The organism is Psychrobacillus syltrankelensis (assembly GCF_055454035.1).
This window is the reverse complement of sequence record NZ_CM144227.1, coordinates 458,253-475,583: the sequence shown is the minus strand read 5'-3', so window position 1 is coordinate 475,583 and position 17,331 is coordinate 458,253. Positions and strand designations below refer to the sequence as shown.

Sequence of the window (17,331 nt, the reverse complement as noted above, 5' to 3'; positions counted from 1 at the left end):
TTTCTTTACAAAAGTGTATCATTTCGTTGTGATTAGCCGTTGACATTTCATAATTACAACGCTTTGAAAGACTTCTCATATACGCCTTTAAATGTTCCCCTGTTACATCATTAGGAGTTGTGATACCGCTATGTCACTTTCAACTAGCCATGTTCTCCATACGAATTTTATCTGCAATCATCGCAATGAACTCGCTATTTGTAGGTTTACTTTTTAAATGATGTACTGTGTATCCAAACATTTTCGAAATTGTTTCATAGTTTCCTCGGTTCCAAGCTACTTCAATTGCATGTCGAATTGCTCTTTCCACACGTGATGGTGTAGTTTGAAACTTTTTAGCTATTTCTGGATACAGAACTTTTGTTATGGAACCAAGTAGTTCAATATCAGAATAAACCATTTGTATTGCTTCCCTTAAGTAGGAATAACCTTTAATGTGAGCAGGTACACCAATTTCTTTAATGACATTTGTAATTATGTTATCAATTATACGTTTATTTTGCAGAGCTTCTTTTTCAGGGTTCGATTTTAATGGAGCTTCTTGGATTCGGTCTTTTCTGCCAGCAACTTGTTTTATTTGAGTAACTAACCGATCAAATTCAAAAGGCTTAAGCATGAAATAAGAAGCGCCTAATTCCGCAGCTTGTTTCATCACATCTTCTTGTCCAAAAGCAGTTAACATTATTACTTGGAGATTATTCAATTGATCGTTTTTCTGTATACTGTCTAAAACTGCAATTCCATCTAGATGAGGCATAATGATATCTAAAAGTAAAACGTCGGGACTAACTGTTTCAAGTAATTCTAAACAAAGTTTACCGTTTACTGCAGTTCCTATAACTTCAATTTCCGGATGTTTGTCAAAATAAGCATCCATTGTTCGAATTAAATCTTTGTTATCATCTACAATTACAACTTTTATTTTTTCCATAACCTCATCCACCTTTTGTATTTTTTCACTTAGATAGTATTCGCTATTTTTAGACGACTTCCTTTATTTTTGTTAAAAATAAGGCTTTAATAACACGGTTTCTATGTATTCCGACAAAACGTTAACCATTTCTACAGCTTTGTCGAATTTTCTTTATTTCATTGTATATGTAGTTTTAAAAAAAGGCTACACTAAAAAAGTACAATTACCTTGAATTGAAGACGACAAAGAGTCGTTATCCCGCATGAAGAAGTCGCTTACTTTTTATTATCGCATAAATATAAAGTATATTTTTTCTAATTTAAGGTATTTTTATATGAAAAACCAGGGAGTATTATATGAATGTCGTTGCTTTTCGCGGGGATGGCTTCAGTCATCTCGTCACTGCTTTCCTGCGGGGCTTTCCGCACATGCACCTGCTGCTTGCTTTCGATGCAGAAAACATCTGCTATTCCCGCAGAAATCACCGCTTATGCTCCAATCTATTAGTATGTATGGGACGATTTATAATTACAAATCGTATGAACATTTGTTAGGGAACAACAACATTTTATTCGAATTACATGAATGACATGATCTACGTTTACTTAAACTTATTCTAACCTCACGATAGTTTGGCTAAATATTCTTGTTAGGTACTACTCACTCAATGGATTGTAGTGAAAGGTGGCGACTCAGCCGGAGGACAACAGGATGTTGGTCACGAAGGCGTTGCCACACGATGTGGCGCTCTTAGCCTTTGTTCCTCAGTGAGACAGATGAGCAATCACAAACAACGCAGGCGGCGGTGATCGCTCATCGCTCACCCCGCGGAAATTGTCCACCTGTAACGGAAATCCCAAATATTTTTTAAGTATGAACACCGTTTTCCAGGACGATAAATCAATCAAAAAAAGACTGTAGGCAACCTCGATTTATACCGAGTTGTCTACAGTCTATTTCAACACTTATATGTTATATCCTCATGGATTTTTTTTCATCATTTCCGTTATGGATAGTGCTGCTCCATTTTTAGGTTTATCTACGTACATATGCGTTACTACACCGATAAGTTTATTTTGCTGAATTATCGGACTGCCACTCATACCTTGAAGAATTCCACCTGTCTTTTCAATAAGAATCTTGTCTGTAACTGTAAATTGAAATAGATGGTCTTCAATAGTTGTGATTTCAATTGTAAAATCTTGTACTTTCTCGCCATCGATTGAAGTTCGCATAATTGCTTCACCAGTCATTATAGCTTCTTTGTCAGCAATTTCTACTTCTTGCAAAGGAATATTGTCTATAGCATTTTCTTCCATCTTCCCAAAAATTCCATAAACATTATTTTCATTTATTCCACCAATAGGGGAAGTATTATTTTGATGAGATGTTATTTTGTATCCAGGTTTTCCAGGGATACTTTTCTTTATTTGCTCAATGGAAGACAAGTAAATCGAACCTTCAGAAAAACTTGGAGTTAATCCTGAATTATGATCGATAATTTGATGACCTAACGCACCAAATTCATTTGTTTCTAAATTTAGATACGTTAAGGTACCTATTCCTTCTGTAGCATCTTTTAAAAACGGAAGAAGTTTCAGTATCTGTTCAGAAGTAATTTCTTTTGTATACATCTTTTTATTACGCTCATAATGTACAATGAGTTTCTTTTTATCTTTTACATGGGTTTTAATATCTTCCATTGAAGTCACGTTTTGTGAATCAATTTGTTGAATGGAGTCACCTGTACGCAGCCAATAATCGTCTGTAAGTAATACATCATGACTAAGTAACACCGCACCGTACTGAAGATCAATCTGTATGGATTGTCCTAATGGGACTACCCAGGAAGTTGTTTTTTGTGCAAAAGTGGGACTGACTGCAAAGAAAAAAGTAAAGAAAAGTATCGGAATTAGCGACCATATACGATAGCTTGGCTTCATATTTCACCTCCTATACCATTACTATATCCTGCAGAAGAAACTCTATGTGAGGTAAATAATTGATAAAAAAAGAAGACCTTATTCAGCAAGGTCTTCAAGCATTTCGAAATATTTTTTTTCGTTCATTCGCTAATTTTAACAGCTCTTTAGAATGTTGTAAGGTCACGCTTGTAATTTCAGCTCCTGACATCATTCTACTTAATTCCTCCGCTCGTCGATCATCTATAACTTCTTCTAAGATGGTGTACGTTCGATTTCCAGTTACTTCTTTTTTTATCATTAAATGCTGATCAGCCATTGCGGCTACTTGTGGTAAATGTGAAATACATAACACTTGCGAGTTGGTTGCAATCGCAGCGATTTTCTCCGCAATCGCCTGTGCTACTCGTCCACTAACACCAGTATCAACTTCATCAAATATAATTGAAGTAATTCCTTGGTGCTTTGAAAAAATACTTTTTAATGCAAGCATCATTCTAGATAGCTCACCACCAGATGCAATCTTTGTTAAAGGCTTTGGTGGTTCACCTACATTTGTTGAAATATAAAACGAAATATCATCCATTCCATTTTCGTTAAAAATTATTTTAGAGTGCTCATGAAAAATTACTGAAAAAGCCGCTTTTTCCATATAAAGTTCTTGTAATTGTTCCATTATCGCTTCACTTAATTGTTTCGCTGCTTTTTTTCGTTTATCCGTTAAATCATGTGCTTCAAGTTCCAAATCTTTTTCGATTTGTCTTATCCTTTCAGACATTTTTTGAATTTGTTCATCTCTATTCACTAACTGCTCAAGACTGTTGGAAATTTGTTCTTTATATTCTAAAATGGATTCAATTGACTGACCATATTTTCGCTTTAAAGTTTGAATGAGCGCTAAACGATCTTCCACATGTTGAAGTTGGTTACTATCGTATTCCATATCATCTAATTCACTTTTTAACTGATATGCCGCATCTTGCAATATATAAAATGCAGATGAAACATTTTCACTTAGCTCGAGCATATTTTTATCTACATCAGAAATATCTTGAAGATCTGCCATGGCAGTTCCAATATAATCTAAACCTTTCGATTCTGATAATATAGCTTCATATGCGCTGCTCATTTTATCATAGACCTTATGAAAATTCTGTAGTTTCTTTTTTTCTTCTTGAAGTTGTTCTTCTTCACCAATAACTAAATTTGCATCATTTATTTCTTCTACTTGAAATGTATACAAATCAATCTTATGGGCAATTTGCTGTTCATTTTCCGTTAAAATCGCTAAATCTTTAATCCACTTTTTATATTTAGAGAATAGTTCTTTATATGATTCTTTTACTTGCCTAATTTTTTCTCCTGCAAACTGGTCTAGCAAATGAATATGTGCTTTTTCATCCATTAGTTCTTGGCTCTCATGTTGTCCATGGATATCAATAAGAGATGCACCAATTTCCCGTAATATACCAATTGTTACTAGTTTTCCATTTACACGACATACACTTTTCCCAGAATCATTAATATCTCTTCTTAAAATAATAGATTCTTCATCAATTTCTATTCCAACATCTATCATTTTATTAAAAACTCCATGTTTTGGATTAGTAATGATAAATAAACCCTCTAATTCTGCTTTTTTTGCACCATGTCGAATAAACTCTTGAGAACCTCTTCCACCACATAACAAATGTACTGCATCAATTATAATAGATTTCCCTGCACCAGTCTCTCCAGTTAGAACTGTAAGTCCTTCTTCAAAACCAACTGTTAACTCATCAATAATAGCAAAGTTTTTAATTGATAACTCTTTTAACAACGGCTTTCACCTCTTTATAATCCACCTTGGTATTTTTCTTAATCACAAATGTCTTATAACGCTTGCTCAATTAGGTTAAAGCATTTCTAGTAAACGTTTTTTCACAACTTCACAATCAGAATCTTGTCTACATAATATTAAGCATGTGTCATCTCCACAAATTGTTCCTAATATTTCTGTCCAATCTAAATAATCTATTAAGGAACCTATTGAATGTGCATTTCCTGGTAAAGTTTTCATAACTAAAAAATGGCTTGCTCCATCAATACTAACAAAAGCATCGGTCAATGCTCGTCTCAGCTTTTGGGTCGGGTTAAAACGTTGATCTGCAGGTAAGCTATACTTGTAACTACCGTTAGGAAGTGGAACTTTCACTAAGTGCAATTCTTTAATATCTCTTGAAACCGTAGCTTGAGTAACGTTATATCCTGCATTTTTCAAAAATTCAACTAGGTCATCTTGCGTTTCTATTTCATTATTAGAAATAATATCACGTATTCTAATATGCCTTTGTCCTTTGTTCATTTATGTCACCCCATTGTATATTTATACTAATTACTTAATACATTATCATTTCAACTAAAAAGTAACAAGAAAAAACGCGACTCATATAGGAGCCGCGTTATTTTAATGTAGCATGTGCTTCATTAACTAGAGCCACAAAATCAATTTGATGAGGTATTAATAATTCATTTTCAACACTTATTAAATGAAATAAAAACTCTATATTACCTTCTCCACCTGTAATTGGAGAATATGAAGCATTTTTTATATAGAAGTTTTGACTCTCTGCAAATGTTGCAATTTCATTTAACACATCCAAATGAACTGCTTTATCTCGTACAACCCCTTTTTTACCAACACGATCTTTACCAGCTTCAAATTGGGGCTTAACAAGTGCAATAACATCTCCGTTTGGAACTAGAATTGTTTTTAAAGTTGGAAAAATTAGTTTTAAAGAAATAAAGGATACATCGATTGATGAAAAAGACGGCAGTCCTTCACTAAAATCAGCAGGTGTTGCATATCTGAAATTCGTTTTTTCCATTACAGTGACACGAGGATCTTGACGAATTTTCCAAGCCAGCTGATTACTTCCAACATCGAGTGCATATGCATGCTTTACACCGTTTTGTAATCCGCAGTCTGTAAAACCACCTGTAGATGATCCGATATCCAACATGATTTTGTTTTGAATTGTAAGATCAAATTGTTCTAATGCTTTTTCAAGCTTTAGCCCACCTCTACTAACGTATTTCAAAACTTGACCTTTTACTGTCAAAAGTGAATCTACTTCTATCTTTTCTCCTGGCTTATCTATACGTTCTTCCTTTTTATATATAAGTCCGGCCATAATTGCCCGCTTCGCTTTTTCTCTTGTTTCAAATAGCCCTTGTTCTACTAACAGGATGTCTACTCGTTCTTTTGGAATTTTTGTCATGACGAGATATACCTGTTAGCAGGAGCAATAGAATTTTCTACTACATTCACGATCTCATCGCTTGTAATATTGATTTCATCTAATAACTGATTTACATCTCCATGTTCTATAAATACATCTGGTATACCAATGCGTTTAACATTAGCTTGCAATTCGTTTTCGTTGAAAAACTCTAAAACAGCACTACCAAATCCACCCTGAAGTATACTTTCTTCCAAAGTAATAATTGGAATATTACGTTTTTGTAACGAACGCAATATCTCTCCATCTAATGGCTTTATGAAACGAGCATTTATTACTTCGACAGAGATATTTGCTTGTTCTAATTTTGTTGCAGCTTCTAAAGCCATTGGAATCGTTGTACCGAAAGTTAAAATGGCAGCTTGTGTTCCTTCCCGTAAAACTTCCCATGTACCAATTGGAATTGTTTTCAACTCGTCGTCCATAGGAACCCCTAATCCGTTTCCACGTGGATAACGAAGGGCGATTGGACCGTCCGAATATTCAAACGCTGTTTTCACCATATGTTGTCCTTCATTTTCATCTTTTGGCATCATAATCACCATATTAGGTAAATGACGCAAAAATGAAATATCAAATACACCTTGATGTGTTTCTCCGTCTGCTCCAACCAATCCTGCACGATCAATGCCAATAACAACATTTAAGTTTTGTCTGCAAATATCATGAAGAACTTGATCATATGCACGCTGAAGAAATGTAGAGTAAATGACTAGAAACGGTTTCATACCATCTGCGGCAAGACCTGCTGCCATTGTAGTAGCATGTTGTTCCGCAATACCTACGTCAATCATTCGATCCGGAAATTCAGAGGCAAATCCTTCAAGTTTTGAACCAACTGGCATAGCAGGGGTAATCGCAACAATGCGTTTATCTTGTCTAGCAAGTTTTCTGGCAGTTTCTGCAATGAGTCCACTCCACGATGGTGCAACAGTGGTAGACTTTACAAAATCTCCTGTCTCCATTTTATATGGGCCAGTTCCATGCCAAGTACCAATTTTATCTTGCTCTGCCGGTTTGAATCCTTTACCTTTTTTCGTAATAACATGAAGAAGGACTGGACCTTTCATCTTTTTCGCATTTTTAAGATTTTCTTCTAATGCTTCAAAGCTATGACCATCTATCGGTCCTAAATAAGTGAAACCTAGCTCCTCAAAAAAGACTCCTGATACAAGTAAGTATTTCAAGCTATCCTTCACACGTTCTGCGGTACTTGCTAATTTCCCTCCTACTGCAGGGATTTTCTTTAGTAAATATTCTAGTTCATCTTTCGCTTTGTTATATGTTCCATGTGTACGTAATTTTCCTAACACATTATGAAGCGCTCCGACGTTTGGAGCTATCGACATTTCGTTATCATTTAAAATGACAATCATGTCTGTTTTTTCATGTCCTATATGATTTAATGCTTCTAGTGCCATTCCACCTGTAAGTGCGCCATCTCCAATAATCGGTATGACGTAATTCGATTTTTTTTGTAGATCTCGTGCTGTAGCCATTCCCATCGCAGCCGAAAGAGAGGTTGAGCTATGACCTGCTTCCCACACATCATGTTCACTTTCAATTCGTTTAGGGAAACCGCATAAACCTTTATATTGTCTTAAAGTATCAAACTGGTTTGCTCTACCAGTTAAAATTTTATGCACATACGCTTGATGCCCCACGTCCCAAAGTAATTTATCTGTAGGACTATTAAACGCACGATGAAGTGCAATTGTTAGTTCTACGACTCCTAAATTTGGTCCGATATGTCCACCCGTAACAGACAATTTTTCTATTAAAAACGATCGAATATCTTCACTTAATTCCTTTAATTGTTCATTATCTAAACTTTTTAAAAAGGATGGGCTAGAAATTGATGTTAAATCCATTGCCATCACACACCTTCTATTAGATTTCATTCGTGACACTTCAGTAAATATAATAACAATAATCTACCTTAAAACAAAATTATTCGCTATCATTTAGATCTTTTCGTAATATAATTTGCAATTTCTAAAAGTAGACCTTCTTGTAAATCAACGGTTTGAAGTGCATTTATTGCTAAATTATATTGCTTTTGTAACTGCTCTTTAGCCCCGTCTAGAGTTAATATAGATGGGTATGTATTTTTTTCACTTAAAACATCCTTACCAGCTGTTTTCCCAAGTTCCTCAGATGTTCCTTCAATATCTAAAATATCATCTTGTATTTGGAATGCTAATCCAATATGAAATGCATAGTCTTTTAAAGCTTGCATTATATCATTCTTAGCATTAGCAATAATTCCACCCGCCAAAATGCTAAATGAAAGAAGTGCCCCGGTTTTATTTACGTGAACTTCTTCTAATTCAGATAAAGACAAGGATTTCCCCTCTCCAAGCACATCTAATACCTGGCCTCCAACCATTCCTTCTGCTCCTGCGGCATAACTCAATTGGTTAATAAGTTGTACTTTTTGTTCCGCTTTAAGATTATTTAATCGAGCTATAATTCCAAAAGCAAGGGTTACTAATGCATCTCCTGCTAATACTGCTAGGGCTTCCCCAAACACAATATGATTTGTTGGTTTACCACGACGAAGATCATCATCATCCATGCATGGAAGGTCATCATGAATTAGAGAATAAGTATGAATCATCTCAATTGTACATGCAACAACGATTGCATCCTCACTTTGTACTTCAAGCTCCTCTAAAACTGCAAGCGTGTATAAAGGTCGTATTCTTTTTCCACCTGCTTGAAGAGAATATGCCATTGCTTCTTTTAACTCAGATGGTGCTTTTAATTCTTTTATTAATAAATCCAATTTTTGCTCTATAAGTGGTTGATTTGTTTGTATAAATGTTTGTAATATATTACTCATTTGTACTACCAGCTTCATCTGTATTTTCACCTATGAAAGAGACAAGTTGTTTTTCGGCACTTTGTAATTTTTCACTGCAAAGTTTCGAGAACTCCATCCCCTTTTGATATAGTTCAATTGCATTTTCTAGCGGTACATCGCCTTGTTCAAGTTGCCGAACGATATTTTCTAATTGCTGCATCGCTTCATCAAACGGAATTTCATTTTTTTTCATAAAATTAGTCCCTTCTTTCTTTCATTTCTGCATGTTGCACAATCGCTTCAATCTGGCCATCAGGGAGTGTTACATAAATGGAGTCGCCTTTTACTACTTCATCCACCGATTTTACCACTTTTCCATCTACATACGTAATACTATAACCTCGATCCATAATTTTTAATGGATTTAATGCTTCGAGTGTTCGTATTGAGCCTATAAAGTTTTGGCGTTTCTTTTCATAGGTGGAAAGTGATACTTTAGTTAATTGATTTGTTAAAGTGTCCACTATTTTCAACTGTTGATCAATCATCTTTTGCGGTGATAATAAAAGCATTCTTTTTTCTATTTGTAATAAATTTCGTTCTTTTTCTTTAACTAAGCTATTAATTTCTCTTTGTAATTGCTGTTCCGTTCTTATATATCTCTCTATAAAAGGACGATATAGTTTCTCAGGAGTTGCAAGAACTGGAGATTGGATTGCACGCTGGTATCTTTTCTTTTCATCATTCAGCTTTTTAGAAACCATATTTAAGCATGTCGCTTGATAAGATAGAATACTTTTCATTAGATTTTCTTTACTCGGAACTGCAATCTCAGCAGCTGCGGTTGGTGTTGGTGCACGCAAATCAGAAACAAAGTCCGCAATCGTAGTATCCGTTTCATGTCCAACTGCACTAATAATAGGCACATGACTATTGGCAATTGCACGAGCTACTATCTCTTCATTGAATGCCCATAAATCTTCAATAGAACCACCACCACGGCCAACAATTAGTATATCCACTGTACCTAATCGATTAGCTTGTTCAATCGAATTCACAATGGAAGGAGCTGCTTGGGGACCTTGTACGATACTAGGAAAGACGACCACCTCACATATTGGGTATCGACGCTCTATCGTCGTAAGAATATCCCGAATAGCCGCACCAGTTTTAGAGGTGACAATCCCAATCTTTTTAGGAAATGAAGGAAGTGCTTTTTTTCGACTTGGATGAAATAAACCTTCTTGTTCGAGTTTCTTTTTTAATTGCTCAAAAGCTAAGAACAGTTCCCCAATTCCATCTGGCTGAATAGTGGAAGCATAAAGTTGATACTGTCCTGCAGCTTCGAAAACATTAATGTCACCACGGACAAGCACATTCATCCCACTTTCAGGAGTAAATTTTAATGATTTGGCATGCATAGCAAACATGACGGAAGTAAGACGAGCGGCATCATCTTTTAACGTGAAGTAAATATGCCCACTAGAATGGACCTTCACATTCGAAAGTTCCCCTTTTACATACACATCCCGTAAATGCGTATCTGCATCGAACTTTCTTTTTATGTATTTGGTTAAGGCTTTCACCGATAAGTAAGTATGTGTAGACATCTATGACACTCCAATACTATAACAAGTTAAAAGCTGTTCTTCTGTGGAAAAACAGCTTTTAACATATTAATTTTTACATGTATTTTCTGCAGATAAGCAAGTGTTTTCCATTAACATTGCTATTGTCATAGGGCCAACTCCACCTGGGACTGGTGTAATTTTCGATGCAACTTCTCTCATAGAAGTAAAATCTACATCTCCGCATAATTTGTTGTTTTCATCACGGTTCATCCCTACATCAATGACAACTGCACCTTCTTTAATATAACTAGCATCAATCACTTTTGCACGACCTATAGCAACAATCAAAATATCTGCTTGCTTTGTAAAAGTTTGCAAATCTTTTGTTTTTGAATGACAGTATGTTACAGTTGCATCTTTTTGTAATAATAGCTGTCCCATCGGCTTTCCAACAATATTACTTCTACCTACGATTACCGCGTGTTTCCCTGCAATTTCAACACCACTATATTCTAATAATTTCATTACACCAAATGGGGTGCAAGGAAGAAATGTTTGTTGACCAATCATCATCTTCCCAACACTTACAGGATGAAAGCCATCTACATCTTTTAAAGGTGAAATTGCTGCAATTACACGATCTTCATCAATTTGTTTTGGTAATGGTAACTGGACTAAAATACCATGTATTTTCTCGTCATTATTTAATAATTCTACTTGTTTTAGTAATTCTTCTTCTGAAACCTGTTCTTCTAATCTAATCAGAACCGAAAACATTCCTAGTCTTTCGCATGTTTTCGTTTTATTATTTACATATGTTTGAGAAGCCGCATTATTCCCTACTAAAACAACAGCCAACCCTGGCGTAATACCTTTCGCTTTCAAAGCTTCGACTCTTTTTTGAACTTGTTCTGTAACCTTTTCAGCAATTTGTTTTCCGTCAATAATATTGTTTATCAAGATTAACTCTCCTTCAATACGGGCCATTATTGATTTGTATATTTGGATAATACACCATTTACAAAACGACTAGATTTTTCATCTCCGAAGATCTTACATATCTCTAGCGATTCGTTAATAACTACTTTTGCAGGTGCATCTTCCATAAATAGTAATTCATATATCGCTATTCGAAGTACAGTACGTTCTATTTTGGGTAGCCTAGCTAGAGACCAATTCTCTAATTTCTCTGTCAATGATGCATCGATCTGTTCTTTGTTTTCAATTACACCTCTAACTAGTTGTGTTAAAAATGCGTCCTCTTCGTCTGTAACATGACCAATTGCTTCCTCTATCGAAATTTCATGGCTGTCTAATTGAAACAGGGCTTGTAATGCTAATTCTCGTGCTATTCTTCGTTTCATTATTTAGTTCTCCTTTAAATATAACTATCTAAACAATAGTATACAGGAATTTCGAGTGTTTTCATATTATTTCAAAACCCTTTTTACTAAAGCATTTTCCTTAAATACTTCATCACATATTTCTTGCTATCAATATTAAAAATAATATTACTATTTGTATTGAAATCAACTATAAAGACCTTCTTATTATAGAGAGCCGTACTGACTATTACAAGGTTATTGCAAAAACAAGTTATAATAATTATATAAAACGAAAGATGAAGAACCAAATTTGAAGAGATGGTTTTGCTAAAGATTACAGTGAGCATATATTTTTCATTCTTTTATCAGGATAAGAAAAGCGGAAATACCCTTTACTTGTGCATCTTTTCTTCACAAATTCCTAAGTGTTTTGGACAATAACCCACTAAACAGATGGCGTAAGAGCTAGACAAAGAAAAAGAGCCATCTCTAGGATGACTCTTTTACCTTATTCTGTAGTGGCTTCAAATTGTACGCCAGTTATATGGACATTTACTTCTTTCGGCACTAAACTAGTCATATTTTCAATTGCTTGGCGGATTTGGGACTGAACTTCGGTTGCAACTTTCGGTACAGAAGCACCATACTTCACAAGACAGTAAACATCGATAAACAAACCATCGCTTGTTATTTCAGTTTTTATTCCCTTACCATGCACTTTTTTACCTAAACGCTCGACAACCCCTGCTGCAAAGTTGCCGCGGGTGCCCGCAACACCTTCTACTTCATTTGTAGCAATTCCAGCAATTACCGTAATTACTTCAGGAGCTATTTCTATCGTTCCTAAATATTCTTTTCCTTCAGGAGTCATCTGAACAAATTTTTGCTCGCTTGTTTCTGTCATATTTTCACTCCTTTAATTAATTAAATAAATCGTATTTTTCAAGGAATTTCGTATCAAAATCTCCGGAAATAAATACTTCATGATTCATTAATTTTTCATGGAATAAAATGGTTGTATCAACACCATCTATAACAAACTCACCTAAAGCACGCTTCATCTTCGCAATAGCTTCTTCTCGTGTATCTCCAAAAGTAATCAGCTTTGCAACCATCGAATCGTAGAATGGCGGTATACTATACCCTGGATACATAGCAGAATCTACACGTACACCATTACCTCCAGGAGCTAGATACATGTCAATTTTACCTGGTGATGGCATAAAGTTTTTAGCAGGGTTTTCTGCATTAATACGGCACTCGATTGCCCAACCTTTTATTTTGATATCTTTTTGTTCAAATGCAAGTTTTTCGCCTGATGCAATTTTCAATTGTTGTTGAATCAAATCAATACCAGTTACCATTTCTGTAACAGGATGTTCTACTTGAATCCGTGTATTCATTTCCATGAAGTAAAATTTTTGATTAATATGGTCAAAAATAAACTCAACTGTTCCTGCACTCTTATAATTAACAGCCAGTGCAGCTTTTACAGCCGCATCTCCCATCGCTGAACGTAACTCTTCTGATAACGCAGGAGAAGGAGCTTCTTCCACTAGTTTTTGCATTCGACGCTGGATAGAACAATCACGTTCACCTAAATGAACAGCATTACCATGTCCATCAGCTAATACCTGAATTTCAACATGTCTAAACTCTTCAATAAACTTTTCTAAGTAAACGCCAGGATTTCCAAAAGCTGCTGCAGCTTCTTTTTGCGTTATTTGAATTCCTTTTACTAGTTCTTCTTCATCTCGTGCAACACGAATTCCTTTCCCACCACCACCAGCAGTGGCTTTAATAATAACTGGGAAACCAATTTCACGAGCGATTTTTAGTCCTTCTTGTTCATCTGGAACAATTCCCACTGAACCAGGTACAATAGGAACCCCAGCTTTGCGCATTGTTTCTCTCGCAACATCTTTTGTACCCATGCTAGAGATTGCTGATGATGATGGTCCGATAAATTCAATCGCACATTCTTCGCACAACTCAGCAAAACTTGCATTTTCTGCTAAAAAACCATATCCAGGGTGAATACCATCACAACCCGTTAACTTTGCAACACTAATAATATTTGAGAAATTTAAATAAGAATCCTTAGATAATCTTGGTCCTATACAATATGCTTCGTCTGCTATTTGAACATGTAGAGCATCACGATCTGCTTCTGAATAAACCGCAACCGTTTCGATGTTCATTTCTTTACACGCTCGAATGATACGAACCGCAATTTCACCACGATTTGCTATTAAAACTTTTTTCATCGTCCTAGCTCCTTTCTTAGTTGCCCTTTACAAGGAACAGAGGTTGTCCATATTCAACTAATTGTCCATCTTTAACAAGGATTTCAACGATTTCACCATTCACTTCTGCTTCAATTTCGTTAAATAACTTCATTGCTTCTACAATACACACAATGGACTCAGATGAAACTTTTGTTCCTACTTGAACATAAGCAGCTGCATCTGGTGATGAAGATCGATAGAAAGTGCCCACCATTGGTGAAGTAATTTTATGTAACGATTTATCTTCTTCCATTTTTTCTGCTTTTTCTTTAGTCTCTTCTTTCGGCACTTCGCTCACTTGAACTTGTTTCGTTTCTACTACTGGTTGTTGCGCTACTAATGTAGAGCTTTCCAATGTCGCTACATTAGTTGTAACCACATTCTTTTCATTCTTTTTTAGTTTAATTTTAGTTCCTTCAGATTCATATAAAAATTCATCTAATGTTGATTGATCAATCAATTTAATTATTTCTCTAATTTCTTGGATTTTCATTTGATCTATCTCCTTTTTGTATATATCATTAATACTTACCTTACCCATTTTAGACTTTTTTACGATAATTTGAAATAGGTATGCATGAAAACTTCCGAAATAATAAAAAAAAAGTACCTAAATGGCACTTTTTTAAGGGAAATTATAAACTTTTCTATTAAGTAACTATCTAGATCCATACGCCAACTGCTTGCGCAAGCTCGTCACAAAAAGATCAGTTTAAGAATGGCTCTACTTGCCACATTTCGTATTATTGTCCATCAAATTTTACTTCTACTTTATAAGCTTTTGGCCACTCACGTTTTACAGCATATATAATATCTGACGCTTTTTGTGTAGACTGTTCGTTCGAAACTACGTCAATTAGTACGGCATTATCTTCAATTCTTACAAGCGCGTCGTCATAACCTAATGATTTAATAATAAGCTCTAACATTGCTTCAGTTGAATCAATTTTTACTAATTCCTCAATTTGATCATACGCAGCATCTTTTTCTTCAGCAGTAAAATCATTATTACCTACTTTTGATCGTAGTTGATCATGTAATTTGCTACGTTTATCTTGTACTTCCATTCTCATTTCTTCAAATGTATTGCTTTTTGAAACAAAAGATTGTTCATTCGTAGATGAAGTTTCAACTAATTTTACATCGTCTACCGTGTCACTCGAGAACAACTGCAAACCATCAAATGGTGACGTTCGATCTGTAACATAAAAAACGGTAATTACAGCGATTAAACTAATTAGTGTTAAAAACCAAATGGATCTCTTTTTTACATTCATATCATCATTCCTCCAATTCCATTTCTTCAATCACAATTCGATGCGGAGATATTTGTAACACAGATGAAATTGTCATTAATAGTTTACTTTGTATATGTTTATCGCTCGCTCCTTCCGCAACTACTAATATTCCAACTAGTTCCTCCTTGTCCCTCTTGCTGTCACTTGTCCATTGGAAAAATGATACATCACTCTCCGTTTTTCCTTCAGAACTACCTGAATAATGAAAATATATAGAGACTCGACCTACTCCTTTTATCTTTTCTAGCACTGATGATAAGTCACCAGGTGTTTGGAGTGTTTGTTTTGTCGATTCTAGTTTATTATCATTATTCGAATTGAAAAATCCTGAAAGAAGTAGACTTATGAAAAGTACAGTTCCTCCTATAACAACAAAACGAAAAGTGGGTTTTTGTTTAAGTGTAATAATTGTCACCCTTCTTTTCATTATGGATATAATACTTTATGCAGTTAAATCTATTTATATGAAGAGATTAGAAATAATCCAAAATATTATCGAAATTTTTACGATGAATCCTGTTTTCTCTTTATCTATTTGATCTAATAGAATAGAAAAAAGTTCTCCAATGACAACAATAAGTAAAATTCCATATAGGATTCTTTGAATAATAATAATTATCCTTTCACGCTCACTAAAAGTTTCGCAAAAAGCATTGTCAATATAATTGTAAAAAAGAAAGCAAATGCAACTAAAACAGAAATAATAGATAAAACAAAAAGACTCTTTCCAATATCATCTAATAACCCACTTATATCCGAGTCTAAAAAAGGTTCTAATATCGCTCCTAGTAATCTATATAAAAAAGCTATTAATATTGTTTGGATGGTAGGAATGGAAACTAATATTAATACAGAAAAAAGAAGCGCATTCCCTGTAATAATTGATGCTGACGATGAATAGCTTTTCATCGTACTTATGCTTTCCGTAAGTAGCGACCCAACAAATGGTATATTATTTTGGATTAAGCGCTTAACAGATTCACTTACCGCCCCTCCTACTGTCCATGTTATTACACCATTTACAGTAATGAAGAAACTGTAAAGTAGCAATATAATCGAAGTTGTTCCAACTAACGTCATTCTTATTAAATCGGAAAGTTTTGAAAAAGAAGTAGTTGGATGAATCCTTGTAATTAAGTCAAAAATAAAAGCTGCAGTTATGGATGGTATCAATACTTTCTCTGCTAAAAAGGCAGTGAACGAAGCAAATAAAAGAACTGCCGGATTCCACAAGGTGACTAACAGTGCTCCACCAGAGAGAGCCATTCCTGCTGTTAGTAAAGGATACATTCCCAAGAATAATGTAACTAAGTTGCTCGTAAGTGTTTGAATCAACTCTAAAGTACGGAAAGCTGGTTCTAGGCAAAAAAAACAAATGAGATAGATAAACAGAAACTTCAACAGTCTCTTACTCTTTGGAATAAACCATTCTAAACAAAGGAATATAAAGGCAAAAAAAAGTATAAAAGTAAACGTTTGAATAACTTCTTTTACTGGCAGAAGTATAGTGGTAATCATTTCGTCCATATGATTCATTCCTTCAAGAAAGTAATCCCATTATAGAAAAGAATTTATCGTAAAATGGTTGCATATGTCTAAGCCAAATCATTATTAAAATTGCTTTTGTTGTAAATGTAAGGATTATCGCAAGGCTTGTATATTCATATTCAATTAAAAGTTCTTCGACTATTTGCGATACAAATAATAAAACAACAGAAAACAGCATTAATTTTATAACAGGTAGTATAGCAGTTGGAATAATGGTGATGAGATTAGTGGTATAAGGAATGATAAAGTTCATTAAAATGTATGTTAAAAATAAAAAAATATAGATTGTGTAAATAACTGAATGTAATTTAGGATAGATTTCTTTTACTAGTTGTAACAAACAGAATGCGATGATGATAGTAATATACACAATCATTAG

General features: G+C 34.6%; 18 protein-coding genes. All 18 read right to left on the bottom strand.

What is annotated here, in order from left to right:
• Nucleotides 1-139: 139 nt before the first annotated feature.
• Complete coding sequence (gene spo0A / locus ACTSKG_RS02365) at nucleotides 140-931, bottom strand: sporulation transcription factor Spo0A (protein WP_464756553.1); 792 nt, start codon at nucleotides 929-931, stop codon at nucleotides 140-142.
• 962 nt (nucleotides 932-1,893) lie between these two features.
• Nucleotides 1,894-2,856 carry a SpoIVB peptidase S55 domain-containing protein gene (locus tag ACTSKG_RS02360; protein WP_464756552.1) on the bottom strand — a complete coding sequence of 321 codons (963 nt, stop codon included), beginning with the start codon at nucleotides 2,854-2,856 and terminating at the stop codon, nucleotides 1,894-1,896.
• Nucleotides 2,857-2,950: 94 nt separating this feature from the next.
• Complete coding sequence (recN, locus tag ACTSKG_RS02355) at nucleotides 2,951-4,654, bottom strand: DNA repair protein RecN (RefSeq protein ID WP_464756551.1); 1,704 nt, start codon at nucleotides 4,652-4,654, stop codon at nucleotides 2,951-2,953.
• A 75-nt stretch (nucleotides 4,655-4,729) separates the two neighbouring features.
• Nucleotides 4,730-5,179, bottom strand: coding sequence for a transcriptional regulator AhrC/ArgR (gene ahrC, locus ACTSKG_RS02350; protein WP_464756550.1), 450 nt, complete (start codon nucleotides 5,177-5,179; stop codon nucleotides 4,730-4,732).
• 97 nt (nucleotides 5,180-5,276) lie between these two features.
• Nucleotides 5,277-6,095 carry a TlyA family RNA methyltransferase gene (locus ACTSKG_RS02345; RefSeq protein WP_464756549.1) on the bottom strand — a complete coding sequence of 273 codons (819 nt, stop codon included), beginning with the start codon at nucleotides 6,093-6,095 and terminating at the stop codon, nucleotides 5,277-5,279.
• Nucleotides 6,092-7,987, bottom strand: coding sequence for a 1-deoxy-D-xylulose-5-phosphate synthase (gene dxs / locus ACTSKG_RS02340; protein WP_464757945.1), 1,896 nt, complete (start codon nucleotides 7,985-7,987; stop codon nucleotides 6,092-6,094). Before dxs ends, ACTSKG_RS02345 begins: the two co-directional genes overlap by 4 nt.
• A gap of 89 nt (nucleotides 7,988-8,076) precedes the next feature.
• Nucleotides 8,077-8,961, bottom strand: a complete 885-nt coding sequence (locus tag ACTSKG_RS02335) for a polyprenyl synthetase family protein (RefSeq protein WP_464757944.1) — start codon at nucleotides 8,959-8,961, stop codon at nucleotides 8,077-8,079.
• A complete protein-coding gene (xseB, locus tag ACTSKG_RS02330; protein ID WP_464756548.1) occupies nucleotides 8,954-9,175 on the bottom strand; it encodes an exodeoxyribonuclease VII small subunit in 222 nt (73 codons plus the stop codon). The genes ACTSKG_RS02335 and xseB overlap by 8 nt, the downstream gene beginning before the upstream one ends.
• 4 nt (nucleotides 9,176-9,179) lie before the next feature.
• Nucleotides 9,180-10,532, bottom strand: a complete 1,353-nt coding sequence (gene xseA / locus ACTSKG_RS02325; protein ID WP_464756547.1) for an exodeoxyribonuclease VII large subunit — start codon at nucleotides 10,530-10,532, stop codon at nucleotides 9,180-9,182.
• A gap of 66 nt (nucleotides 10,533-10,598) precedes the next feature.
• Nucleotides 10,599-11,453 carry a bifunctional methylenetetrahydrofolate dehydrogenase/methenyltetrahydrofolate cyclohydrolase FolD gene (folD, locus tag ACTSKG_RS02320; RefSeq protein WP_464756546.1) on the bottom strand — a complete coding sequence of 285 codons (855 nt, stop codon included), beginning with the start codon at nucleotides 11,451-11,453 and terminating at the stop codon, nucleotides 10,599-10,601.
• Nucleotides 11,454-11,479: 26 nt separating this feature from the next.
• Nucleotides 11,480-11,857 carry a transcription antitermination factor NusB gene (nusB, locus tag ACTSKG_RS02315; protein ID WP_464756545.1) on the bottom strand — a complete coding sequence of 126 codons (378 nt, stop codon included), beginning with the start codon at nucleotides 11,855-11,857 and terminating at the stop codon, nucleotides 11,480-11,482.
• A 469-nt stretch (nucleotides 11,858-12,326) separates the two neighbouring features.
• Nucleotides 12,327-12,722, bottom strand: a complete 396-nt coding sequence (locus ACTSKG_RS02310; protein ID WP_464756544.1) for an Asp23/Gls24 family envelope stress response protein — start codon at nucleotides 12,720-12,722, stop codon at nucleotides 12,327-12,329.
• 16 nt (nucleotides 12,723-12,738) lie between these two features.
• Nucleotides 12,739-14,085, bottom strand: coding sequence for an acetyl-CoA carboxylase biotin carboxylase subunit (gene accC / locus ACTSKG_RS02305; protein WP_464756543.1), 1,347 nt, complete (start codon nucleotides 14,083-14,085; stop codon nucleotides 12,739-12,741).
• A gap of 16 nt (nucleotides 14,086-14,101) precedes the next feature.
• Entirely contained in the window at nucleotides 14,102-14,599 is a 498-nt protein-coding gene (gene accB / locus ACTSKG_RS02300; RefSeq protein ID WP_464756542.1) for an acetyl-CoA carboxylase biotin carboxyl carrier protein, read from the bottom strand.
• Between the two features lie 250 nt (nucleotides 14,600-14,849).
• Complete coding sequence (locus ACTSKG_RS02295; RefSeq protein ID WP_464756541.1) at nucleotides 14,850-15,383, bottom strand: SpoIIIAH-like family protein; 534 nt, start codon at nucleotides 15,381-15,383, stop codon at nucleotides 14,850-14,852.
• A 4-nt stretch (nucleotides 15,384-15,387) separates the two neighbouring features.
• Complete coding sequence (locus tag ACTSKG_RS02290; RefSeq protein ID WP_464756540.1) at nucleotides 15,388-15,819, bottom strand: hypothetical protein; 432 nt, start codon at nucleotides 15,817-15,819, stop codon at nucleotides 15,388-15,390.
• Nucleotides 15,820-16,019: 200 nt separating this feature from the next.
• The gene (locus ACTSKG_RS02285) at nucleotides 16,020-16,931 is read right to left on the bottom strand and encodes a stage III sporulation protein AE (RefSeq protein ID WP_464756539.1); all 912 of its coding nucleotides are present in this window, start codon (nucleotides 16,929-16,931) and stop codon (nucleotides 16,020-16,022) included.
• Between the two features lie 13 nt (nucleotides 16,932-16,944).
• The gene (locus ACTSKG_RS02280; protein WP_464756538.1) at nucleotides 16,945-17,328 is read right to left on the bottom strand and encodes a hypothetical protein; all 384 of its coding nucleotides are present in this window, start codon (nucleotides 17,326-17,328) and stop codon (nucleotides 16,945-16,947) included.
• Between the last annotated feature and the right edge of the window lie 3 nt (nucleotides 17,329-17,331).